This window comes from Pseudomonas sp. AS2.8 (genome assembly GCF_014190935.1).
Lineage (GTDB): Bacteria > Pseudomonadota > Gammaproteobacteria > Pseudomonadales > Pseudomonadaceae > Chryseomonas.
The window spans coordinates 419,442-442,853 of sequence record NZ_JACHVV010000002.1 but is presented as its reverse complement, the minus strand read 5'-3'; the positions used below and the strand labels follow the sequence as shown (position 1 = coordinate 442,853).

Genomic DNA, 23,412 nt, shown 5'->3' with positions numbered 1-23,412 from the left:
ATGCTCGGTCGGAGATAGGGCGCTGCTAGCACCCCGGGTTGCGGCTGAGCGAAGCCCAGGTCTCCCAGGCGCCAGCGTTTCTCAACCCTTGCGACGTTTGGTTTCCGGCTGCCCCGTGCCATACAACGGCTTACCTCCCAGGCTACGGGTCAGTTCGTCGGCGGCTTCGCGCAAGATCGGGTAGAGGCTCTCGGCGCGCTCCAGATTGAGCCGATTTGCGGGCCCCGAGATCACTACGGCGCCCAGTAGTTCTTCCTGAGCATCGTAGATGGGTAGTGCCACTGAGGCGGCATGAGGATCGGTGGCGCCGCAGGAGTAATAGGGATCGATACCGGCCTCGGCCACCTCGTAGGGGGTCTGCAGAGCCAGGGCACCGGCCGCTTTGTCCATCGGCCGCATGTCACCGGGCTGCAGGTGCAGGCGCAGACGATGCGGGGAGTTCACCCGGTATTGGCAGAGGCGGTAGGCACCGTGTCTGACGTAGTAGGAGGCGGTTTCCCCACTTTCGTTTGTGAGGTGCTCCAGCCGCGGCATGATGTGGCGGCCCACATCGTGGGAGTCCTGGTAGACGGCATTGAGGCGTACCACCTCGCTGGCCAGGATGTAGTTGCCGTCGGCGAGACGGGTGACCAGGCCATACTTCTCCAGCGATACCACCAGACGCATGATTGTGCTCTTGATCAGGCCGGTACGGCTGGCCAGTTCGGCAAGACTCAAGGCAGCGTCTCCAACGCGAAAGGCAGTGAGAACAGTCAAGACGCGGTCCGCGGAAGCGACCCCGGAAACGCCTGGGCGAGGACGGGTTGTGTTCAACTCAAGTTCCTGAATGGGTAGCTATCACGCCATTATCCGCTAGCGTCCGTGCATCGCCTAGAGAGTCGCTCGTGTCAGTCGCGCGGGTGGGCTGGCAAGGCGTGGCTCAATTGGGTCCGGGTGTTTCCATCCGGCTCGGACAATGACCAAGACGGGTCCGGCAAAGATTTCCTCCTTCGTCTCCATGGCGATCTCGAGCATCGACCACTTTCAATAAGAAATACCATTCTAAAAACGAGAGATGATCTGTTTCGGCGCCAGCTATCGAATCCTGCGAAAGCTCAAATTCAGGCCCCTCTGTCTTTTCTGGTTACGAATTCCCCAAGGATCCTGAATCTTGCCTGCTCGTTTATGAAATGGCATTGCATTATCTTGGTTTTGCGGTGAGGGCTCTCGCTGGCGTTCCCATGCAGGGGGAGCCAGCCGGCCAGGGTACTCGGCGCCTTGGGGCGCCTGATGGGGTGGCCCGTCCATACCAACAAGAACAACAGAGAGCTATCCATGACCAAGACCGCGAGCGCTGTACTGGCCTCTTTCCTGGCGCTGTCCCTCGGCTCCGCCACCGCGCAGGCCGCCTGGCCGGAAGACCGGCCGATCGAATTCCTGGTCGCCTATGCCCCCGGTGGCAGCACCGACGTCATGGCGCGCGCCATGCAGCCCTATCTGGAGAAACGCCTGGGCGCGAAGATCGTCATCGTCAACAGGCCCGGTGCCGCCGGTGAGATCGCCTACACCATGCTGAGCAAGGCGAAGCCCGATGGCTACACCTTCGCTTTCATCAATACCCCTGGCTTCCTGAGCACCCGCGTGCAGCGCAAGGTCGGCTACGACCCGGCGAAGATCCGCCCCGTGGCGCGCATCGTCGACGATCCCACCGTGCTGGCGGTGCCCAAGGATTCCTCCTACCAGACCCTGGCCGACTTCACCGCGGCCGCCAAGGCGGCGCCCGGCAAGTTCTCGGTCGGTACCTCCGGCGTCGGCACGGATGACCACCTGATGATGGTGGAGCTGCAACAGCTGACCGACATCAAGCTCACCCACGTGCCTTTCAGCGGTGCTTCCGAATCCCGCACCGCCCTGATGGGCGGCCATATCAGCGCGGCCGGGCAGAACATCAGCGAGATGAACGCGGACGACGACTTCCGCGTGCTGGCGCAATTCTCCGCCGAGCGCATGCCGCAGCAGCCCAACCTGCCTACCGCCAAGGAGCAGGGTGTCGACCTGGTCATGACCTCCGAGCGGGGTATCGCCGCGCCGTCGGGAGTGCCCGAGGCCATCGAGCAGCGGGTGGCGCAGGCGGTGAAGGAGGTCATCGAGGATCCGGCGTTCGTCAAGCAGGCCGGCGATCTGTCACTGCCGCTGGCCTATCTGTCCGGTGAGGACTGGGCCGCCCAGATGCCGGCGCAGCTCGCCGGTTACCAGAAGCTGTGGAGCGTCTCGCCATGGGTGCAGTGACGCGCGCGACGCGTGGTAGCCGACCAGACTTGCTCGCCAGCGCCATCTTCATCGGCCTGGGGGCGCTGGTGCTCTGGTCGTCGAAGGATCTGCCGTTCGGCAGTGCGGCCATGATGGGACCGGGTTATCTGCCGATGCTGGTCGGCGCGCTGGTGATCATCCTCGGCGTCGCCATCGGCCTGCTGGGGCTGTGGCAGCGGGCAGAGCCGATCGCGGCCGTGCAGCTCAGGCCCCTGTTGATCCTGCTGGCGTCCGTGGGCGGCTTCGCCCTGGCGGCCGAGTACGCCGGCTTCATCGTCGCGGCGGCCGGGCTGGTGATCTTCGGCAGCCTGACCGACCGCGAATGGCGGCTGCGCGAGGTGCTGATCTCCAGCGTGGTGCTGACCCTGTTCGGCGTGCTGGTCTTCATCTATGGACTGGATGTCCAGATGCGTGTGGGGCCTTTCTGATGGAGATCTTCGACGCGCTCTACCTCGGCTTCTCCGAAGCCATGAGTCCGACCAACCTGGCGTTCTGCCTGATCGGGGCCCTGCTCGGGACCCTGATCGGCGTGCTGCCGGGCATCGGGCCAACGGCCACGGTGGCGATCCTGCTGCCGATCACCTATTTCCTGCCGCCGCTGGCCGCCCTGATCATGCTGGCGGGCATCTTCTATGGCGCCCAATACGGTGGCTCGACCACGGCGATCCTGGTCAATCTGCCAGGCGAAGCCTCGGCGGTGGTCACCGCGCTGGACGGCCATGCCATGGCCAAGCGCGGGCGGGCGGGTGCAGCGCTCGCCACCGCCGCCCTGGCGTCCTTCTTTGCCGGGACCGTCGCCACCGTGGCCCTGGCGGTGGCCGGCCCCGTGCTGTCGCGCTTCGCGCTGTCCTTCGGACCGGCGGAATACGTGGCGCTGACCGTGTTCGGTCTGCTGGCGGCGACCATCCTGGCCAGCGGCTCGGTAATCAAGGCGGTCGGCATGGTCTGCCTGGGACTGCTGCTCGGCATGGTGGGCATGGACGTCAGCAGTGGCACCACGCGCCTGACCTTCGGCTCCACCGATCTCTATGACGGCATCGACTTCGTAGTGATCGCCGTGGGCCTGTTCGGCATCGCCGAGATCGCCGTCAACCTCGAATCCCGCGAGGCACGCGGCACCCTGGCTGGCAAGATCACCCGGCTGTGGCCCACCCGCGAGGACTTCCGCAAGGCCTGGCCGGCCACCCTGAGGGGCACGGCGCTGGGCACCTTCCTGGGCGTCCTGCCGGGCGGCGGTGCGACCCTGAGCGCCTTCAGCGCCTATTCGCTGGAAAAGAAGGTGTCGAAGACGCCGGAGCGATTCGGCACCGGGATGGTGGAAGGCGTCGCCGCGCCCGAGTCGGCCAACAATGCCGGGGCCCAGTCGTCCTTCATCCCGCTGCTGACCCTGGGCATTCCGTCCAACTCGATCATGGCCATGATGCTCGGCGCCATGATGATCCACGGCATCACCCCCGGTCCTTCGGTGATCACCCACCAGCCCGCGCTGTTCTGGGGCCTGATCGCCAGCATGTGGATCGGCAACCTGATGCTGCTGGTCATCAACCTGCCGCTCATCGGCGTCTGGGTGCGGCTGCTGCAGGTGCCCTATCGACTGCTGTTCCCCGCGATCCTGCTGTTCTGTTGCGTCGGGGTGTACAGCGTCAACAACCGTGGCTTCGACGTCGCCCTGGTGATCATCTTCGGCTTGCTGGGCTATCTGTTCCGCAAGGCCAAGTGCGAGCCGGGCCCTCTGCTGCTGGGCTTCGTCCTCGGGCCCTTGCTGGAAACCAATCTGCGGCGCGCGCTGCTGATCTCCCAGGGTGATCCGGTCGTGCTCATCCAGCGGCCGATCAGCGCCACCCTGTTCGCCGCCTCGGCCATCCTGCTGGTGATGATGGTGTTGCCGGCGTTTCGCCGGAAGCGGGAAGAGGCGTTCCAGGAGGAAGAGGCCTGAGGGGGAGGGCGCCGGACCTAGGCCGGCGCCCCCAGAACCTTTCACGCTAGCGACAGGCGACGGCGAAGGCCTGCTCGAGGGTGTCGAGCAGGGCACTCTCGGAGTCCTGCTTGCGCCGCGCCATGGCGAGTTGACGAGTAGGGGCCGAGGCGCCGAGGGACACTTCGCGCACCGCGTAGCTGCCCAGCTGTTCCGGGCGCAGCCGGGGTAGCACCGAAACGCCCAGGCCCAGGCCCACCATGGCGATGATGGCATCGGCGCTGGGCACGTCCAACAGCGCCTCACGCTGGGGTACCAGGGCGTCGACGAAGCGGGCCGCCAGCCGGCCGACGACCAGCTTGCGATCCAGCCGCAGCCAGGGATAACGTCGCAGGTAGTGCTCCGGCTCCTGGTGCTCCAGTTGCGCCGGGACGACCAGCACCAGCGGCTCGCGAAGCAGATCCTGCCAGTGCAGGCGGGCCGAACCGCCACCGGGAGGCCTGACCAGGATGGCCGCATCCAGGCGATCCGCCTTCAACGCCGCGATCAACTCGGGCGTGTTGGCTCTTTCCAATTGCAGGGTGATACCCGGTGCGCGCCGCTGGAGCTCGGCGACCGCCTTCGGCAGCAGGGTGGTCAGGATCGAACCCGTCACTCCCAGGCGCACGCGACCGGTCAGGGGCTGGGCGCGCTGATTGCGCAGGCCTTCGATGTCCGCCAAGGGGCGCGCCACCCTGTCGAGCAGCTGTAGCGCGAAGGGCGTGGGCTGTACCGCGCGCCCCGAGCGATCGAACAGGGCCTGGCCGAAGTAGGCTTCGAGCTGCTTGATCTGCAGGCTGACTGCGCTAGGGGTGAGATTCACCGCCTCCGCGGCCGCCGCGAAGGAGCCACGGGCGACCGCTGCCTGCAGGGTGGCGAAGGCTTCGAGTTTCATGAGGATTTCTCGTCTTTGGATCGACAGAGAATAACTTTTCTTAGCCGACAGGCTGCCTATGCTGGCCAAAAACAACAGGGCCCTCGGCATGCCACAGACACTGAGATTGCAAGACTACCCCTTGGCTTCCCACACCCTGCCCAAGGGCAGTGACGGCTACCGGATACCCCGGCGGCTGCGCCCCATCCTGTCGCTGGACGACTTCGAGGTGGCCGCGCGCCGCCTCCTGCCCAAGCCGCTGTTCGCCTATGTCAGCGGCGGCGCGGAACAGGGAAAGTCGCTGCGCGGCAACCACGCGGGCTTCGATCGTTATGCCTGGGTCACTCGTGCCTTCACCGACACCTCGGCGCGCAGTCTCGACACTAGTCTGTTGGGGCAACGCTACAGCGCGCCCTTCGGCATCGCACCGATGGGCATCAGCGGACTCACCGCCTTCGAAGGCGATCTCATCCAGACCCGGGCGGCCCGGGAGGCCAATATCCCGGCGATCATGAGCGGCTCATCGCTGCTGCCCATGGAGACCGTGGTGCAGGCCAATCCGGACGCCTGGTTCCAGGCCTATGTGCCGGGCGAGGATGCCAAGATCCTCGCCCTCATCGAGCGCGTGCAGCGGGCCGGCTTCAAGACACTGGTCGTCACCGCCGACGTACCGGTATCGGCCAATCGCGAGAATCTGATCCGGGCGCGCTTTTCCACCCCGCTCAAGCCGGACCTGCACCTGGCCTGGCAAGGCCTCAGCCATCCGCATTGGTTGCTGGGTACCGCGCTGAAAACGCTGCTGCGCCACGGCATGCCGCACTTCGAGAACGCGGGCGTCGGCCGCGGCGCGCCTATCCTGTCGGCGAACGTCATGCGCGATTTCGGCGCCCGCGATCACCTGAGCTGGCGGCACCTGGCGCTGATCCGCCGCCACTGGCCGGGCACCCTGGTGGTCAAGGGCATCCTAGCGCCGGAAGACGCCGTGACGGCCAGGGACTGCGGGGCGGAGGGCGTCATCGTCTCCAACCATGGCGGGCGCCAGCTGGATGGCAGCATCGCGCCCCTCGCCATCCTGCCGCAGGTGGTCAAGGCGGTGGGGCCGGACTATCCGGTGATGATCGACAGTGGCTTTCGCCGCGGCAGCGACATCCTCATGGCGCTCGCCCTGGGCGCGACCTTCGTCTTCGTCGGCCGGCCGATGAACTATGCCGGAGCCGTGGGCGGCCAGCCCGGCATCAAGCACGCGATCGGCATCCTGGCGACGGAGGTGGCGCGCAACCTGGCGCTGCTGGGCATCCAGAGTCCCGGCGAGGTCCGTCGCGACAGCCTCAGGATCGTGCGCTAACCACGGCTGGTCAGCTCGTCAATGAAAGGCGGTAGGTGTCCATCGCCGTGCCACTGAACAGGGCGTCACGGTCGGTCCGACGCCAGCCCTGGGTCAGGCGCTTGAAGGCGTTCCACAGCACCCCGTAGGAGAACATGCCCTTGTCCACGGGAAAGTTGCTTTCGAACAGGCAGCGCTCGGCGCCAAAGGCCTCCACGCAGGTCAGCACATAGGGCCGCCACAGGTCCGCCAGCTCGGCCGAGGTGGGCGGCGTCGCGCGCTCATCGAAGGCGAAGCCGCCGACCTTCATGCCCAGGCCACCCAGCTTCAGGCGCAGGTTGCTGCAGCTGGCCAGCTCCCGGATGGCCAGGGACCAGCTCTGAAACACCGCCTGGCGCTGGTGTGCATAGGGACCCGCGCCGAGCGGGCCGCCGCAATGATCGAGGACGATCAACTGGTCGGGGAATTTTCGCGCCAGGGCCAGGACCTCGTCGAGCTGGGTGTGGTACGCCCAGATATCCAGCGAGAGCTCATGGCGGGCGAGGCAGGCCACGCCTGCATGAAAGCGCTCGTCCATGAGGATTCCCGCCGGCGGCGGCCGCGGATTGGATACCAGGCGTGGATCCGGATGCCAGGCGGTGGCGTTGCGGATGCCGCGCAGGCGCCCGCCGCTGCGCGCCTGCATCTCTTCCAGGACCGGGAGGATCTTCGTGCCCTGGCGGAGATCGGCGCCGGCGACGATTGCGGCGCACAGCTGGCTCTCGCCATAGAGACCGCTGGCGCTCTGGGCCGCGATGCCGGCGGCGAATTCCACTTCGCCCACGGCATCGAAGGGCGCGGCCCTGTCCGCGCTGTACATCGACCGGCACTGCACATAGACCGAGGCCAGGAGGCGATGGCCGCCCTGGGTATCGGCCAGGTACTCGGGCAGCAGGTAGCGCTGGCCGGGTCGGTCCCAGAGGTGGTGATGGGCGTCGATGATGGGCAGCTCGGGTTCCAGGATCGGTTCCTGGACCTGGGCCAACCAGTCTTCGCGCACCGGGGCATGGGGCGAGGCCGGGGCGTCAGCCATGGCGATGACTCCGGGAGCTTCCCTTGGGCGCGGCGCGGGGGCTCAATTCTGCATGCCCCAGCGGCGCACCGTGAGCACCTCGATGCTGCGGAACACCAGGCCTTCCACCACCAGGCCGATGATGATCACCATCAGCAGGCCGGCGAAGACGTTGGAGGTCTCCAGGGCGTTGCGGTGCTGGAAGACGTACCAGCCCAGGCCGCCGGAGTTGCCGGAAACGCCGAACACCAGCTCGGCGGCGATCAGGGTGCGCCAGGCGAAGGCCCAGCCGATCTTTAGACCGGCGAGGATCGAGGGCACCGCCGCCGGGATCAGCACCTTGGCCACCAGGCGGATGCCACGCAGCCCGTAGTTGCGCCCGGCCATGCGTTGGGTCTGGCTGACCGAGAGGAAGCCCGAGTAGGTGTTGAGCGCCACCGCCCAGAGCACCGAGTGGACGATGACCAGCATCAGGCTCTGCACGCCGAGCCCGAACCAGAGCATGGCCAGCGGCAGGATGGCGATGGCCGGCAGCGGGTTGAACATGGCGGTGAGGGTGGCGAGGATATCGGTGCCGACCCGGGTGGATACCGCCAGGGTGGTCAACAGCATGGCCAGGGCGATGGCCAGGCCGTAGCTCACCATCAACACCTTGAGCGAACTGAGCACGGCGAGGGGCAGGGCGCCATTGACCAGATCGGTCCACAGCGCCACGACGGTCTCGCTGAAGGTCGGGAACATCAGGGGGTTGTCCAGGTAGCGGGCATAGAGCTCCCAGAGGATGGCCAGCGCGATCAGCACCAGGGTGCGGCGCACGCCGGCCTGGGCGAACAGGCGCTCGGCCAGCCCGAGGCGCCGGGCGATGTCGCCGACCTGGCCGGGGGCGACCGGGGTGTATTCGAGGTCCGGGCGCGGTTGCAGGATGACGGCGGGCTTAGTCATGGGCGGTCTCGCTGGCATTGGGGCCGAACAGCATCTGGCTGATGCGGTTGTGGAAGGCGGTGAAGCCGGCGGCGCCCTGTTGGCGGAAGCCGTACTGGCTGGCGTCGAGTTCGGCGCGTACCTGGCCCGGATGGGGGCTGAGCACCAGGATGCGCGAGCCGAGCAGGATGGCCTCCTCGATGGAGTGGGTGACGAACATCAGGGTGAAGGGCGACTGTTCCCAGAGGCCGAGCAACTCCTCCTGCATGCGGCGCCGGGTCAGGGCGTCGAGGGCGGCGAAGGGTTCGTCCATCAGCAGGATGGCCGGCTCCATGGCCAGGGCGCGGGCGATGGCCACGCGTTGCTTCATGCCGCCGGAGAGCTGGTGCGGATAGGCGTCGACGAACTTCTCCAGACCCACCTTGACCGCCGCGGCCCGGGCCCGGTCGCGCAATTCGGCGGCGGGAAAGCGGCGGGTTTCCTGGAGCGGGAAGAGGATGTTGCCCAGCACGGTTTTCCAGGGCATCAACTGGTCGAATTCTTGGAACACCATCATGCGATCCGGGCCGGGTTCGCGCACGTCCTGGCCATGGAGACGGATGTGGCCCGCCGCCGGTTCGAGAAAGCCGGCGACGCTCTTGAGCAGGCTGGATTTGCCGCAGCCCGAGGGGCCGAGCAGTATGAACCGATCGTATTCGCGGACCGCGAAGGACACCTGGTGGGTGGCGGTAATCAGCTGTTCGCGGGTCTTGTATTGCAGGGTGACCTCATCCACCTGCAACAGGCAGGCGGCGCTGGCGGGCGTGGCGGCTGGCGAGTGGTTAGGGGCGGTATTCATCTCAATTGCCCTCGCCGCTGGCCACGGGTTCGAAGAACAGCTGCTGCCAGCGCTGCGGTGCTTCCTTCAATGCGCCGCTGCTGACCATGAAGTTGGCCAGCGCCATGACGCCGATGGGCTGCACCGACCATTCGCTGCTGACGCCGCGCAGCATGTCCTCCACCTGGTCGAGGCTCAGGCTGGAGGGCTCGGACTGCAGGAAGAGTTCGGCGGCCTTGCGTGGTTCGGCCTTGATGAAGTCCTGGGCCTGGCCGATGGCGGCGACCACTGCGGCGCTGAGTTTTGGGTTGCGCTTGACGAACTTGCCGGTGGTGGTCAGCACCCCGCTGGTCATGCGCAGGTCGAGTTCCTTGGCGAAGTCGAACAGCTTGGTGACCTTGGCGTCCTTGGCCAGCAGATAGCTGTAGGGGTTGGGGCCGATGTAGCCGGTGATCCCGGCCTTGTTGAGCAGGCTGGCGGTGGCGTCGGGATGGGGCAGGGCCACCATCAGGTTGTCCAGCCGGTGCGCCTGGCCCGGGCCGAAGGTGCGCTCGGCGGCCATCTGCAGCAGCAGGGCCTGCTGGCCGGTGGGAGAGCTGACGGCGATCTTCTGGTCGGGCTTGAAGTCCTTGAGCGACTTGATCGCGGGATCGTTGACGAACAGGGCATTGTCGCCGGCCACCAGGGCGCAGAGGGCGCGGATGTCCAGGGACTTCTGGGTCTTCTGCCAGGCCACCAGGGTACCGGGCAGGCCGTAGCCGCCAATGTCGATATTGCCGCTGATCAGGGCGTCGTTGATGGCGGGCGAGCCACTGATGCGCTTGATCTCGAACTGGGTGTCGGGCTGGCCGGCCGCCTTGGCCTGCTCGCGAAAGAAGCCCAGCTTGTCGGCCAGGGTCACCGGCAGATAGGCATAGCCGTACTGGATGGCCAGGGTGACCTGGGGCTGTTCGGTCTGGGCCTGAGCGGGGAGGACGGTAGCCAGGGTAAGGCTGGCGGCCAGGCCCAGGAAGCGGGCGAGCTGGCGCAGGGCGGGGCGGGACGAGCGGCCGGACGGCTGCAGCATGGCGTTCTCCTTGTTATTTTTGAAATGCCATTTCTTTTAATGAGTATTTAGAAAAGCCGTAGCTGTCAAGCAGCCTGGGATATTCGGCCTTCGATTGCTGAAAACTTTTGCTTGCAATTGGCCTTGAGTGTTTTATTTTTGCAACGGCATTTCGTTAAAAAATAAAATCGCGAGGTCCCTGTCTGCGGGGGCTTCAGCCTCTCTCAGGTGCCTGGTCATGAGCTTTTTCGCTGCGCCGCCAACGGTCCAAACGTCCATCTTCACCCGCCTGCCCGAGCGCTATCGCCAGCCACGGCGTACCGCCTGGGCCGATGCCAATCGCCAGGGCCGCGCCATCGATTCCTTCCTGGAAGGCCCTTCCTTCGATCGCCAGGGCAACCTCTATGTCACCGACATCCCCAATGGACGCATCTTTCGCATCGACCCGAGGGGCGAGTGGGAGCTGGTCTGCGAATACGACGGCTGGCCCAACGGCCTGAAGATCCACCGCGATGGGCGCATCTTCATCGCCGACTACAAGCGCGGCATCCTGCAACTCGACCCGCTGCGCGGCGAGGTGGAGACGGTGCTGGGCAGCGCCGGCTCGGAGGGCTTCAAGGGCGTCAACGACCTGGTGTTCTCGCCGGCCGGCGATCTCTACTTCACCGACCAGGGCCAGACCGGTCTGCAGGACGCCAGCGGCCGGGTCTATCGCCTGGGCGCCGATGGCCAGCTCAGCTGCCTGCTGGCGACCGTGCCCAGCCCCAACGGCATCGTCTTCGATCCCCGGCTCAATCATCTGCTGGTGGCGGTGACCCGTGCCCAGCAGGTCTGGCGCATTCCCCTGGGCAACGGCCCGCTGATCGGCAAGGTCGGCGTCTTCGCCCAGCTGCATGGCGGCCTGGGCGGCCCCGACGGCCTGGCGCTGGATGAAGAGAGCAATCTCTACATCGCCCACACCGGCTTCGGCTCGGTCTGGCAGCTTTCGCCGGTAGCCGAGCCGCTGGCCCGCTTGAAATCCTGCGCGGGCATCAGCAACACCAACCTGGCCTTTGGCGGCCCGGAGGGTCGCAGCCTGTTCATCACCGAATCCGAAACCGGCAGCATCCTGCGGGTTGAGACCGCAGTACGGGGGCTACCGCTGTTCTCCCATCTCTAGGTCGCGCTCGGGCGTTCCTGTCAGCACCACAACAACTACAACAGAGGTTACCCATGAACCAGACCCAGACGGGTATGCAGCCGCCTTTGACCGATGCCGAGGGTGAGCAACTGCTCGGGCGTGCCCTGTGGCGCATCCTGCCGTTCATCTTCGCCTGCTATGTGATCAGCTATCTGGATCGCACCAACGTCGGTTTCGCCGCCATCAGCATGAACAAGGACCTGGGCCTGACGGCGACGATGTTCGGCTGGGCGGCCGGCTTGTTCTTCTTCGGCTACTTCATCTTCGAGATTCCCAGCAACCTGCTGATGCAGCGCTTTGGCGCGCGGATCTGGATCGCCCGGATCATGATCAGCTGGGGTCTGATCTCCATGGCCACCGCCTTCGCCACCGGCCCGGTCAGCTTCAGCATCCTGCGCTTCCTGCTGGGGGTGGCCGAGGCCGGTTTCACTCCCGGGGTCTATCTCTATTTCACCTACTGGTTCCCCGGCAAGTGGCGCGCCAAGGCGACCGCGGCCTTCCTGCTCGGCATCCCGACCGCCAATATCATCGGCTCGCCGCTGTCGGGCTTCCTGCTGGACATCCACGACTTCATGGGGCTGAAGAACTGGCAATTCCTGCTGGTGGTGGAAGCGCTGCCGGCGGTGCTGCTGGGCATCCTCTGCCTCTTCGTACTGGTGGATTCGCCGGCCAAGGCACGCTGGCTATCGACCCGCGAGCGTACCTGGCTGACCGAGCGACTGGCCCGCGAGCAGCGCGAGATCGGCGCGGCCCATGGCTCCACCCTGCGTGATGCCCTGACCAATCCCAAGGTGTTCATGCTGGCCGCCATCAACTTCTGCGGCATCGTCGGTTCCGTGGGGATCGGGATCTGGATGCCGCAGATCATCAAGAGCCTGGGCATGCAGAACACCACCGTGGGGCTGGTGGCGACCATCCCCTATATCCTCGGCGCCGTCGCCATGACGCTCTGGGCGCGGCAGGCCAACCTGAGTGCCCATCGGCTGCCCTATGTGGCGGGCGCCCTGGGGCTTGCCGCGGTGGGTCTGATAGGCGCCGCGCTCTCGGCCGATCCGCTGCTGCGCATGTCCTGCCTGAGCGTGACGGTGGCGAGCATCCTGTCCTTCCAGGCGACCTTCTGGGCCATTCCCTCCAGCTTCCTGACCGGTCGGGCGGCAGCGGGTGGCTTGGCGCTGATCGTCTCCATCGGTAACCTCGGCGGCTTCGTCGGACCCTTCGCCATCGGCCTGGTCAAGGATGCGACCCAGAGTTATTCCGGACCCTTCTATGTGGTGGCCTCGGTCCTGGCACTGGGCGTCGTCATGATGCTCTGGCTGGGCGACCCGAGTCGTCGGGCGCCGCTCAAGACCGGTGGCGAAGCGCCGCTGCGCACCTGAGTCTCTGCCTGAGTGACGAAGAAGGCGGCCAGGAGCCGCCTTCTTCTTTTGTGGGCCAGACACCGGTCCCGGGTGGCGTTGTCGGCGGCAGGCGCAACCAAGGCGATGGGCGTCTGCTGTAGTCATTACTCACGAAGGATATGGGCCGCTGTCGCTCGCTGAAGGCGACTAGCGCGACCGCCCGAACACTCTGGTCCAGCCAGGCTATCTAGGCACTTGCTTATAGGTAACGCCCCGCGTGGCGTTACCGGGTCCTGGATGCAAAACGCCCGCTGCGGGCAGCGGGCGTTTCGGGGGCCAGCGGTCCAGCCCGAGCTATACGGGCTGGACTGGAGAAAGACTAGGGCAGGGCGCAGCCCTTCTTCTTGAGCGACTCCAGGACCCAGCTGCGGTCATTGGTGCCTTCGGCGATCTGGCGCATCTGCTTCTCTTCGGCGGCGTGCTTGGCGCTGGCGCGGTCGTAAACCTCGGCGACCTGGTCGTAGGGTACGCAGAGCAGGCCATCGTCATCACCGATGACCAGGTCGCCCGGTTCGATGACCATGCCGTCGATGGCAATGGGTACGTTGATCTCGCCCGGGCCGTCCTTGTAGGGGCCGCGATGGGAGATGCCGGCAGCGAACAGGGGGAAGTCGCCCGAGCCGATGTTGGCGGCATCCCGGATGGCGCCATTGATGACGATGCCGGCCACGCCGCGCTTGATGGCATAGGCCACCATCATCTCGCCGATCAGGGCATTGGTCAGGTCACCGCCGGCATCCACCACGATGACGTCGCCCGGCTCGGCGATGTCCAGGGCGTAGTGCAGCATGAGGTTGTCACCCGGGCGCGCCTTCACGGTCAGCGCCGGACCGGCCAGCACGCCCTGGCGATGCATGGGGCGCAGGCGCGAGCCGCCAGCGGTCATCCGGTTCATGGAGTCGCTGACGTTGGCGACCGGGACTTCACGGTAGCGCGCGACCCAGTCGGCTGCGACCTTGCGTTGGGCGTTGAGAACTCTGAATCCGATGGTCATGGGCATTTCTCTTGTGGGCTTTGTTGGATGCCGCTGGAGCGGGTAACGAGTTTTTAGAATGGCATTTCTTTTTTCTAGATTCAACGGGTTGATTGGCGATGTCAGATTCACCGCTATGCCTAGTATTGCAACGCTATTCTATTATGCTAAGGTCAAAGCCTGCCTTTTGGCTGTCCGCCTGGCGGACCTCGTCATAACAACAAGGGATTACCCACATGACCCGCACCCTGCTCCTCACCGGCCCCGCACTCGCTCCCGACGCCATGGCCCTGGCCGCCGCCCACGGCATCCGCGTCGTACCGACCCAGCCCTACATGCCCCATGACGAGCTGGTCGCGCTGATCCGCCAGGAGCAGCCCGACGCCATCATCGTCCGCCAGGGCAAGCTGACCCGCGAGATGATCGAGGCCTCGGCCAAACTCGAGATCATCGCCAAGCACGGCGTGGGCTACGACACCATCGACCTGCAGGCGGCGGCCGACCGCAACATTCCGGTCACCATCGCCCTGGGCGCCAATGCCCAGTCGGTGGCCGAGCATGCCTTCGCCCTGATGTTCAGCGTGGCCCGGCAGACTCCCTGGCTGAATGCACGGATGCACGCCGGGCATTGGGACAAGGCCCAGGCCAATGGCACCGAACTGTTTGGCAAGACCCTCGGTCTGGTAGGCCTGGGTTCCATCGGCAGTGTGCTGATGGATCTGGTGGCGCCGCTGCGGATGCAGGTGCGGGTCTATGACCCCTATCTCCAGAGCCTGCCGGTGCGTGACCATGTGCAGCGCGAGGAGAGCTTCGACAATTTGCTGGCCGAGTGCGATGTCATCAGCCTGCATTGCCCGCTGACCGAGGCCAACCGCCATCTGTTCGGTACCGCCCAGTTCGCCCGGATGCGCCCCGGCAGCCTGCTGATCAATACCGCCCGCGGCGAGTTGATCGACACCCAGGCGCTGGTTGCAGCCCTGCGCGACGGCCAGATCGGCGGTGCCGGCCTGGATACCTTCCACCCCGAGCCGCCGCCCGCCGACAGCGACCTCTGGGGCCTGACCAACCTGGTCGCCACGCCGCACGTGGGTGCCAACACCACCGAGGCCCGCGACCGGGTCGGGCTGGTGGCGGTGCAGCAGGTACTGGATCATTGGAACGGCAAGGCGGTGGAAACCCGCGCCGTGGTCAATCGTCACCTGATCGCGGCCTGATCGCGCTCCAACGCGGGCGACGCCGATCCATAGCCGCCCGCTGCATCTATCTCCACAACAATAAGACGGAGAGCCTGCATGACTACCTCCACGCCCGAGATCAGCGAACTGGAACGCGCGACGATGCGCCGCGTCGCCTGGCGCATCCTGCCGTTCCTGATCGTCTGCTACCTCATCGCCATCATCGATCGTGGCAATATCGGCATGGCCTCGCTGCAGATGAACCAGGATCTGGGTCTGACGCCCGCGATCTTCGGCTTCGCCAGCAGCCTGTTCTTCTTTTCCTATTTCTTGGTGGAGGTGCCGAGCAATCTGGCGCTGCAGCGCTTCGGCGCGCGCATCTGGATCGCCCGCATCATGATCACTTGGGGCCTGATCTCGGCCGGTACCGCCTTCGTCCAGGGTGCCAATTCGCTGTACGTGATGCGCTTCCTGCTGGGCGCCGCGGAAGCCGGCTTCTTCCCCGGGGTGCTGCTGTACCTCACCTACTGGCTGCCGTCCAACTACCGGGCGCGCATGGTCGCCATCTTCATGGTGGCGATACCGGGCGCCAACTTCCTCGGCTCGCCGCTCTCGGGCCTGCTGTTGAGCCTGGATGGCTGGATGGGCATGCGTGGCTGGCACTGGCTGTTCATCTTGGAAGGCATCCCGGCAGTGCTGCTGGGTATCGCCTGCCTGTTCGTGCTCACCGACCGCCCGGAGCAGGCCCAGTGGCTGAGCGACGAGCAGCGCAACTGGCTGACCCTCAAGCTGGCCGAGGAGCGCGGGCGCAAGACCAGCATCGGCCATATTTCCCTGTGGCAACTGCTCAAGCACAAGGATATCTGGGTCATGGCGCTGATCTATTCCGGCGCCTCCGCTGCCGGTACCACCATGAGCGTCTGGGCACCGCAACTGCTCAAGACCTTCGGCCTGTCCAACCTGGAAATCGGCCTGACCAACGCCATTCCCTATGGCCTGGCCTCCGTGGCGATGATCCTCTGGGGTCGTAGCTCGGATCGGAGCGGCGAGCGTCGCTGGCACACCTCGGTCACTCTGCTGCTGATCGCCGTCGGGCTGCTGGCGGGCATGTTCACCTCGTCCCTGGCGGCTACGGTGATCCTGCTGAGCCTGGTGCTGATCGGTGCCTATTCGATGAAGGGGCCGTTCTGGGCGCTGGCCTCGGGCTGGCTGTCGTCCTCCACCGCGGCGGCGGGCCTGGCCGCCATCGGCGCCCTGGCCAACCTCATCGGCGGCGGGGTGATGGTCAACGTCTATGGCGCCATCCATGGCGCCACCCACAGCCACGCCCTGGCGGTACTGCCGCTGGCCACCCTGTGCGCCATCAGTGGCCTGCTGGTGCTGGTCATGGGCCGCAAGGCCGCGCGCGCCAAGGTGGAAGCCCAGGCCGCAGCGACCAACGCCGGTTAGGGCTGAGCGGGAAGAGCCGCCGACCAGGGGTCGGCGGCTGCACGATTCGGCCACGCGTTGCTCACTGCCGGCCCCAGCGGCTGGCAGCCTATCGAGGAATTCTCCATGACTTTCAATCGTCGGCGCTTCCTGAAAGCGAGCGCCCAAGCGAGTGCCGCCCTGTGCCTGTTCGACGCCCTCGGCGTCCAGGCTGCCACCCCCTTCTCCGGTATCCAGACCGCGCCCCGGCTCAAGGCGCCGGCCGGCAGCGTCGACTGCCACATGCATCTCTACGATGATCGTTATCCGGCAGCGCCAGGCGCCAAGCTGCTCCCGCCCAATGCCTCCCTGGACGACTATCACCAGCTGCAGGCCTTGCTGGGGCTGCACCGGATGGTCATCGTCACGCCGTCCACCTACGGCACCGACAATCGCTGCATGCTCGACGGCCTGGCGCGCAGCCAGGGCCAGGCCCGCGGTGTAGCCGTCCTCGACCAGAGCATCACCGATGCCGAGTTGCAGGAGCTGCACAAGGCCGGGGTGCGCGGGATCCGTTTCAACCTGAGCTACGGCGGCGCCGACCTGGCCGACCTCGAACCCCTGGCCGCACGGGTCGCCGAACTGGGCTGGAATGTCCAGGTGGTCGCCACGGGCAATCAGCTGACGGAGCTGGAGAGTCGGCTGCAACGGCTGCCGGCGCGGTTGGTAATCGACCACATGGGCCATGTGCCTCAACCGGAGGGGGTCAATTCGGCAACCTTCGCCGTCGTGACCCGCCTACTGGACGGCGAGCGTACCTGGGTGAAGCTGTCGGGTCCCTACATTCGCTCGCGCAGCGGCCCGCCGGACTATGCCGACGTCGGCGCCGTGGCGCGGGAGCTGGTGCGGCGCCATCCCGAACGCCTGCTGTGGGGCAGCGACTGGCCGCATCCCACGGTGGCGACCGGCAACAAGCCGGACGACGGCCACATCTTCGACCTGCTGGCCGACTGGGCGCCGGATGAGCAGATACGCAACGCCATCCTGCGCGATAACCCGGTCAGTCTGTACGGCTTCTGAGAGCCGTATCTCAGCGGCTGATGGCGGCCCTCTCCCCGAGGGAGAGGAGGCGCTAAGGCAGGACTGTGGGTAGTGGTCACATCGCAGGTTGGCACTGAGCGCAGCGAAGCCCAACAGGAAAACACCGCTATCGACCCACGGCCCTTCAGCCCAGCTCCCCATTGAGCTTGCGCAGCAGGCGCAACAGCTCGGCCCGCTCGGCATCCTCCAGCGGGGCGCTGGCGGCGCGGTCGCTGGCGGCGGCGCGGTCCTTGAGTTCACCGACCAGGGCGCGGCCCTGCTCGGTGAGGTGCAGGGCGTAGGCACGACGATCCTGGGTGCCGCGCACCCGCTCGGCCAGGCCCTGGCGTTCCAGCTTGTTCAGCAGCAGGACCAGTTGCGGTGGCTCGATGGCCAGGCGCCGGGCCAGGTCGGCCTGCATCAGGCCGGGTTCCTGTTCGAGGATCACCAGGGCGGTGAACTGGGCGGGGCGCAGATCATAGGCGGCCAGGCTGTCCACCAGGTGCTGGAACATCTTCATCTGGGCGCGGCGCAGGGCATAGCCTACGGCGGTGTCCAGCCAGGGGGTGGCGGCAGGGTCCAGGGGCGTGGCGTCGTCGGGGGAACTCATCGGCGGGAAGGGCTTCCGTCGGAGATGGCGAGGGGAGGGTATCGAGGGGGCATTCTAGTCCAGATCCGGGCGGGCGCGGCGATGGCGATAGGCGAACTGGGCACGGCTCAGGCCGAGCAGGCGCGCCGCGGCGGCCATGTTGCCCTGGCTGCGCGCCAGGGCTTCGTCGAGCAGCTCGGCTTCCAGCTGCGCCAGCGGCAGCGGGCGTTCGCCGTCCACGCCCAGGCGCTCCAGCCAGCCGGTGGTGACCGAGGTCTCGTCGACGAGCTCGGCCGGCAGCGGCTCGCCGCGAAACAGATGGGGCAGGTCGATGAGTTCGCCCGGATCGCTGGCGATCACCCCGCGCTCCACCAGATTCTGCAATTCCCGCACGTTGCCGGGAAAGTCGTAGCGCAGCAGCGCCTTGAGGGCGCGCATGGTCAGGCCCACCGGCGGCCGTTCGTAGGCGGTGCAGAAGCGCCGCAGGAACAGATCCACCAGCAGGGGCACGTCGTCGCGCCGGTCACGCAGGGGCGGAATGCCGATGGGATAGACGTTGAGGCGATAGAAGAGGTCTTCGCGGAAGTCGCCACGGCGTACCGCCTCGCGCAGGTCCAGATTGGTGGCGGCGATCACCCTGACGTCCACCCTGAGGGTGCGGCTGCCGCCGACCCGCTCGATCTCGCGCTCCTGGAGCGCGCGCAGCAGCTTGCCCTGGCCGGGCAGACTCAGGCAGGCGATCTCGTCGAGGAACAGGGTGCCGCCCTGGGCGCGCTCGAAGCGCCCGGCGCGGGACTGGTTGGCACCGGTGAAGGCGCCGCGCTCCACGCCGAACAATTCGGCTTCGATGAGATTCTCGGGAATGGCCGCGCAGTTGAGGGCGACGAAGGGACCGTCGGCGCGGCGACTGAGGCGGTGCAGGTGGCTGGCGAACAACTCCTTGCCCACCCCGGATTCGCCGGTGAGCAGCACCGTGGCCGGGGTCGGAGCGACCCGCTGCAGGGCCTGGAAGGCGCTGTTGAAGGCCGCCGAGGCGCCCACCAGCGGTTGCTGGCCGTCGGCGGCGTGGGGCAGGGGCGCGGGCAGGCGTTCGGTGGCGGCCGTCTCGGGGACACCGTCGCCAGCGGCATTGAGATAGCGCAGGTCTTCCGCCACGTCGGGCCAGCGTTCGGCATTGCGGCCTTCGACCCGGCAGACGGCATGACCCATGGCCCGGCATTCCACCTCGCGAAAGATCACCAGGCGGCCGAACAGGCTGCTGACGTAGCCGATGGCATAGCCGATCTCCATCCAGCAGGCCGGATCGCTGCCCTGGCCGTGGGCGATCTGGTGTTCGTCGCATTCGGCCGAGTGATGCCAGAGGAATTCGCCGCCGTAGCGCCCCTGGTCGACATCGAATTCGAAATGCAGCGGCTCGACCCGCACCAGACCCTCCAGGCCGTGCAGGCGGGTGCCGGCGGCAAAGATCGCCGCGGCGTCGGCCTTGGGCCAGCGCTTGCGCACCAGTTCGGCGTCCCTTACCCCGGAAAGATAGCCCACCCGGGTCAGCAGACCGCGGGCGCGCTCCTGACCCAGGGCGCCGATCAACTCGCGCCGCAGCGCGCCAAAGGACGAGGCGTGTACCAGCAGCATGCGCTGGTCATTGAGCCAGATGCGGCCGTCACCGGGCGAGAAGAACAGGCACTCGGCCAGTTCTGCCTGGCTCGGGCTGGCACTGCCATCCCAGGCGGCACTGTCGCCCCGGTGCAGGCCGGGCGCGACCTGTTGCAAGGCGTTGAGGGACAGGCGTTCGGACAGGGCCATGGCAGGACTCCCGGAAGAACTACGCAAATGCGCAATCGAGGGAATGGTTATACCTCATAACTTTATCTTTTGAGCAAGACGTTTGCCGCATGCGCCTGCCGCCTTTGCCTGCCCAAGCCACCAAGTCTCTGATTGCGTTGCTCTTTTTGTTGCCAGTCCAGGCTGGGCACAGCCTTTGCTCCCTTGCCTGTGCCCACCGCGGCCCGATAACAACAAGGAGAAGGCTATGAGCAGACCATCCACGCCGTTCCTGGACGGCGCCCCCTGGCAGGAACGGATTTTCGATGGCGACTGGATCGCCGCCCAGGGTGGCACCCTGGAGGTCATCGAACCTGCCACCGGCCAGCCCCTGCATCGCACCGGTCTGGCCAGCGTCGCCGACATCGACCAGGCCTGCGCCAAGGCCGCCCAGGCGCAACCGGCCTGGTCCGGCTGGACCGCCCGGCAAAAGGCCGGGCTGTTCCTGGCTGCCGCCGCGCACTTGGAAAGGCATCGCGCCGAACTGGCCCCCCTGATCGCCCGGGAGACCGGCGGCATCCTGCCCAAGGCCGAGCTGGAACTGCGCGAAGCCGGGGTCATCCTGCAGCAGGTCGCCGGTCAGTTGCTGCAGCCCCATGGCGTGGTCCTGCCCAGTGAGCGCGGGGCGCTGTCCTATGCCCGCCGCCTGCCCCATGGCGTGGTGGGGGTGATCTCGCCCTTCAACTTTCCCCTGATCCTGTCCCTGCGCGCTGTGGCGCCGGCGCTGGCCTGCGGCAACGCCGTGGTGCTCAAGCCGGATCACCAGACGCCGGTGAGCGGCGGCATCCTCATCGCCCGGCTGTTCGAGGCCATCGGGCTGCCCAAGGGCGTGCTGCAGGTGCTGCCCGGTCGCGCCGAGGCAGGGGCGGCGCTCTGCGCCCATCCCCGGGTGCGGATGATCGCCTTCACCGGCTCGACCCAGGCCGGGCGCCAGGTGGCGGAAAGCGCCGGGCGCCACCTGAAGAAGGTGGCCCTGGAACTGGGCGGCAAGAATCCGCTGATCGTGCTCGACGACGCCGATCTTGACCGCGCCGTCGGTTGCGCCGCCTGGGGCAGTTTCCTGCACCAGGGCCAGATCTGCATGGCCACCGGGCTGATCCTGGTGCACCAGCGCCTCGCCGCCGCCTTCACCGAACGCCTGGTCGCCCGCGCCGCCGCCCTGCGCCTGGGTGATCCGCTGGAACCCACTACCCAGCTGGGCCCGCTGATCAACGCCCGGCAGCTGCAACGGGTGCAGGGCATCGTCAGCGACAGCCTCGCCGCCGGTGCCCGGCTGGAGCAGGGCGGCCGGCACGAAGGGCTGTTCTATGCCCCGACCGTACTGAGCGGTGTCCGTCCCGGCATGCGCGCCTTCGACGAAGAGATCTTCGGGCCGGTGGCCAGCGTGGTGACCTTCGCCAGCGAGGCCGAGGCCATCGACCTGGCCAATCGCACCCCCTACGGCCTGGCGGCCGGTGTGCTCTCCGGCTCCCTGGCCCGCGCCCGCACCCTGGGCGAGCGGCTGGAGTGCGGAATGCTGCACCTCAACGACCAGACGGTGAACGACGAGGTGGTCAATCCCTTCGGCGGGCGTGGTCAGTCTGGCAATGGCGGCAGCGTCGGCGGCCTGTGCAACTGGGACGAATACAGCCAGTGGCAATGGGTGACCGAGCATAACGAGCCGCCACGCTATCCCTTCTAGCCCCTGCTCCATCCCCAATAACAACAAGAGGAAAATCCCATGACCCTGTATGGCAAGACCCTGGTCGTCACCGGCGTGGCCTCCGGCATCGGCGCCGAACTGGCGCGGCTAGCGCGCTTTCAGGGCGCCTATGTGATCGGCGTCGACCGCAACCAGCCCCAGCTCAGCCTGGACGACTTCCACCAGGCCGACCTGGGCGATCCTGACAGCATCACTGCCCTGATCAGCCGCCTGCCGGAGCGCCTGCACGGCCTGTGCAACATCGCCGGGGTGCCGGGCACGGCGCCCCGCGAGGCAGTGGCGCGCGTCAACTATCTCGGCCTGCGGCTGCTGAGCCAGCAGCTGGTCGCACGACTGGGGCCGGGCGGCGCCATCGTCAACGTCGCTTCCATCCTCGGCGCTGAATGGCCGCAGCGCCTGGAACAGCATCGCGCGCTGGCGCAGATCGCCGACTTCGCCCAGGCCCAGGCTTGGCTGGAAGCCCATCCGGTGGACCAGGCCACCTGCTACCAGTACTTCAAGGAGGCGCTCATCGTCTGGAGCTTCGTGCAGTCCCAGACCTGGCTCCGCGAATTCGGCGTGCGGCTGAACTGCGTGGCGCCGGGGCCGGTATTCACCCCCATCCTCGGCGACTTCGTCAGCATGCTCGGCGAAGAGCGCGTCGCCCGCGACAGCCAGCGCATGCTGCGCCCGGCGCTGGCCGACGAGGTGGCCGAGGCCATTGCCTTCCTCTGCAGCGATGCCTCGCGCTGGATCAATGGCGCCAACCTGCCGGTGGATGGCGGTCTCGCCGCCAGTTACGTCTGACCCGGATCGCCGCGCCTGCCCGGGTGCGGTGATCGCGTTTTCCCACAACAAGAACAACTCCAGGACGACGTCATGCGCATACGTTTCGGATTCGGTCTGCTGGCCGCGGCCAGTCTCGCCTCCACAGTGGCCCAGGCCTACGACCTGCCCGGTCTCAATCTCGGCTCCACCAGCTTCTACGACGGCGCCCCGGCGCCGGATGGCCCCGGCTGGTACCTGTCGGAGTACCTGATCTATGGCAAGACCAGCCGCTTCAACGACCAGGACGGCCGCAAGCTGCCCTTGCCCAAGCAGGAGCTGACCACCTTCGCCCCGGTCACCCAGCTGATCTACCTCGGCCAGCCCCTGGCCAATGGCGCCATGCCCGGCTTCACTGCCATCCTGCCCTGGCTGGCCCATGCCGATGTCGATGACGGTCTCGGCGGCCAGGCGCTGAGCGCTCGCGAAGGGGTAGGGGACCTGACCCTGGGCGCCTTCCTGCAGTTGCCCACCACCACCCGCCCCGACGGCGGACCGCGCTGGGCGCAACGCATCGAGGCCGAGATCGTCGCCCCCACCGGTCGCTACGACCGCGACCGGGCGATCAACCCGGGCAGCAACTTCTGGTCCTTCAATCCCTACTACGCCACCACCTACTGGCTGACGCCCCAGTGGTCGGTCACCGGGCGCTTCTGGTACCTGTGGAACGGCCGGAACGACCAGCCGCTACGCAGCTTCGGCGCGGTCTCCGACACCCAGGCCGGCCAGGCGCTGCACGCCAACTTCGCCACCCAGTACGCGCTGAACGATCGCCTCAGCGTCGGCCTGAGCGGCTACTGGCTCCGGCAGATCACCGATACCCAGGTCGATGGTCACGACGTCAGCGGCCGGCGGGAAAGGGTCTGGGCCTGGGGCCCGGGTTTCACCTACGCCTTTTCCCGGGAGAACCTGGTCACCGTCAACAGCTACTTCGAGCAGGACGCCGAGAACCGCACCGAGGGGCGCAAGTTCGTCGTCAACTTCCTGCACAAGCTCTAGCGTTAGCGCT

21 protein-coding genes are annotated in these 23,412 nt (G+C 66.8%); 12 read left to right on the top strand and 9 right to left on the bottom strand.

Annotation, left to right across the window (positions count from 1 at the left end; translation table 11 throughout):
• Window positions 1-81 precede the first annotated feature (81 nt).
• Window positions 82-813, bottom strand: coding sequence for an IclR family transcriptional regulator (locus FHR73_RS09060; RefSeq protein ID WP_183630572.1), 732 nt, complete (start codon window positions 811-813; stop codon window positions 82-84).
• A gap of 501 nt (window positions 814-1,314) precedes the next feature.
• On the opposite strand from FHR73_RS09060, the gene FHR73_RS09055 reads away from it, so the two are divergent.
• The 3 genes from FHR73_RS09055 to FHR73_RS09045 are packed head-to-tail and all read left to right on the top strand — an operon-like array spanning window position 1,315 to window position 4,225.
• The gene (locus tag FHR73_RS09055) at window positions 1,315-2,268 is read left to right on the top strand and encodes a tripartite tricarboxylate transporter substrate binding protein (RefSeq protein ID WP_183630570.1); all 954 of its coding nucleotides are present in this window, start codon (window positions 1,315-1,317) and stop codon (window positions 2,266-2,268) included.
• Complete coding sequence (locus FHR73_RS09050) at window positions 2,256-2,717, top strand: tripartite tricarboxylate transporter TctB family protein (RefSeq protein ID WP_183630568.1); 462 nt, start codon at window positions 2,256-2,258, stop codon at window positions 2,715-2,717. The genes FHR73_RS09055 and FHR73_RS09050 overlap by 13 nt, the downstream gene beginning before the upstream one ends.
• Window positions 2,717-4,225 (top strand): tripartite tricarboxylate transporter permease, encoded by a 1,509-nt coding sequence (locus FHR73_RS09045; protein ID WP_183630566.1) that lies wholly within the window; start codon window positions 2,717-2,719, stop codon window positions 4,223-4,225. Before FHR73_RS09050 ends, FHR73_RS09045 begins: the two co-directional genes overlap by 1 nt.
• A gap of 46 nt (window positions 4,226-4,271) precedes the next feature.
• Here FHR73_RS09045 and FHR73_RS09040 read toward each other — a convergent pair whose 3' ends face one another.
• Entirely contained in the window at window positions 4,272-5,138 is an 867-nt protein-coding gene (locus FHR73_RS09040; protein WP_183630564.1) for a LysR family transcriptional regulator, read from the bottom strand.
• Between the two features lie 121 nt (window positions 5,139-5,259).
• Between FHR73_RS09040 and FHR73_RS09035 the strand changes: the two genes are divergently transcribed.
• On the top strand, window positions 5,260-6,462 hold the full coding sequence (locus tag FHR73_RS09035) for an alpha-hydroxy acid oxidase (protein WP_260175668.1): 1,203 nt from the start codon (window positions 5,260-5,262) through the stop codon (window positions 6,460-6,462).
• Between the two features lie 10 nt (window positions 6,463-6,472).
• On the opposite strand, the gene FHR73_RS09030 is transcribed toward FHR73_RS09035, so the two are convergent.
• From FHR73_RS09030 to FHR73_RS09015, 4 genes are read right to left on the bottom strand one after another with little or no spacing between them, the layout of a single operon-like run.
• Entirely contained in the window at window positions 6,473-7,513 is a 1,041-nt protein-coding gene (locus FHR73_RS09030; RefSeq protein WP_183630560.1) for an amidohydrolase, read from the bottom strand.
• Window positions 7,514-7,555: 42 nt separating this feature from the next.
• Window positions 7,556-8,434 carry an ABC transporter permease gene (locus FHR73_RS09025; RefSeq protein WP_183630558.1) on the bottom strand — a complete coding sequence of 293 codons (879 nt, stop codon included), beginning with the start codon at window positions 8,432-8,434 and terminating at the stop codon, window positions 7,556-7,558.
• A complete protein-coding gene (locus tag FHR73_RS09020; RefSeq protein WP_183630556.1) occupies window positions 8,427-9,251 on the bottom strand; it encodes an ABC transporter ATP-binding protein in 825 nt (274 codons plus the stop codon). The genes FHR73_RS09025 and FHR73_RS09020 overlap by 8 nt, the downstream gene beginning before the upstream one ends.
• A gap of 1 nt (window position 9,252) precedes the next feature.
• Window positions 9,253-10,296, bottom strand: coding sequence for an ABC transporter substrate-binding protein (locus FHR73_RS09015; protein WP_183630554.1), 1,044 nt, complete (start codon window positions 10,294-10,296; stop codon window positions 9,253-9,255).
• 217 nt (window positions 10,297-10,513) lie between these two features.
• Between FHR73_RS09015 and FHR73_RS09010 the strand changes: the two genes are divergently transcribed.
• Window positions 10,514-11,434 carry an SMP-30/gluconolactonase/LRE family protein gene (locus FHR73_RS09010; RefSeq protein WP_183630552.1) on the top strand — a complete coding sequence of 307 codons (921 nt, stop codon included), beginning with the start codon at window positions 10,514-10,516 and terminating at the stop codon, window positions 11,432-11,434.
• Window positions 11,435-11,487: 53 nt separating this feature from the next.
• Window positions 11,488-12,831 (top strand): MFS transporter, encoded by a 1,344-nt coding sequence (locus FHR73_RS09005; RefSeq protein WP_183630550.1) that lies wholly within the window; start codon window positions 11,488-11,490, stop codon window positions 12,829-12,831.
• A 340-nt stretch (window positions 12,832-13,171) separates the two neighbouring features.
• On the opposite strand, the gene FHR73_RS09000 is transcribed toward FHR73_RS09005, so the two are convergent.
• Entirely contained in the window at window positions 13,172-13,846 is a 675-nt protein-coding gene (locus FHR73_RS09000; protein ID WP_183630548.1) for an RraA family protein, read from the bottom strand.
• Window positions 13,847-14,061: 215 nt separating this feature from the next.
• Between FHR73_RS09000 and FHR73_RS08995 the strand changes: the two genes are divergently transcribed.
• The 3 genes from FHR73_RS08995 to FHR73_RS08985 all read left to right on the top strand — a co-directional run bounded on the left by FHR73_RS08995 (window position 14,062) and on the right by FHR73_RS08985 (window position 17,487).
• Complete coding sequence (locus FHR73_RS08995; protein ID WP_183630547.1) at window positions 14,062-15,039, top strand: hydroxyacid dehydrogenase; 978 nt, start codon at window positions 14,062-14,064, stop codon at window positions 15,037-15,039.
• Between the two features lie 78 nt (window positions 15,040-15,117).
• Window positions 15,118-16,449, top strand: a complete 1,332-nt coding sequence (locus tag FHR73_RS08990; protein WP_183630546.1) for an MFS transporter — start codon at window positions 15,118-15,120, stop codon at window positions 16,447-16,449.
• 105 nt (window positions 16,450-16,554) lie between these two features.
• Window positions 16,555-17,487 carry an amidohydrolase family protein gene (locus FHR73_RS08985; protein ID WP_183630545.1) on the top strand — a complete coding sequence of 311 codons (933 nt, stop codon included), beginning with the start codon at window positions 16,555-16,557 and terminating at the stop codon, window positions 17,485-17,487.
• A gap of 145 nt (window positions 17,488-17,632) precedes the next feature.
• On the opposite strand, the gene FHR73_RS08980 is transcribed toward FHR73_RS08985, so the two are convergent.
• Together FHR73_RS08980 and FHR73_RS08975 are read right to left on the bottom strand one after the other, a co-directional pair.
• Complete coding sequence (locus tag FHR73_RS08980; RefSeq protein ID WP_183630544.1) at window positions 17,633-18,097, bottom strand: MarR family winged helix-turn-helix transcriptional regulator; 465 nt, start codon at window positions 18,095-18,097, stop codon at window positions 17,633-17,635.
• 54 nt (window positions 18,098-18,151) lie between these two features.
• Window positions 18,152-19,879 carry a sigma-54-dependent Fis family transcriptional regulator gene (locus tag FHR73_RS08975; RefSeq protein WP_183630543.1) on the bottom strand — a complete coding sequence of 576 codons (1,728 nt, stop codon included), beginning with the start codon at window positions 19,877-19,879 and terminating at the stop codon, window positions 18,152-18,154.
• A gap of 226 nt (window positions 19,880-20,105) precedes the next feature.
• Between FHR73_RS08975 and FHR73_RS08970 the strand changes: the two genes are divergently transcribed.
• The 3 genes from FHR73_RS08970 (at window position 20,106) to FHR73_RS08960 (ending at window position 23,402) form a co-directional block, all read left to right on the top strand.
• Window positions 20,106-21,578, top strand: coding sequence for a benzaldehyde dehydrogenase (locus FHR73_RS08970; RefSeq protein WP_183630542.1), 1,473 nt, complete (start codon window positions 20,106-20,108; stop codon window positions 21,576-21,578).
• A 39-nt stretch (window positions 21,579-21,617) separates the two neighbouring features.
• Window positions 21,618-22,385 carry a coniferyl-alcohol dehydrogenase gene (locus tag FHR73_RS08965; RefSeq protein ID WP_183630541.1) on the top strand — a complete coding sequence of 256 codons (768 nt, stop codon included), beginning with the start codon at window positions 21,618-21,620 and terminating at the stop codon, window positions 22,383-22,385.
• Window positions 22,386-22,457: 72 nt separating this feature from the next.
• The gene (locus FHR73_RS08960; protein WP_183630540.1) at window positions 22,458-23,402 is read left to right on the top strand and encodes a transporter; all 945 of its coding nucleotides are present in this window, start codon (window positions 22,458-22,460) and stop codon (window positions 23,400-23,402) included.
• Window positions 23,403-23,412: the final 10 nt, after the last annotated feature.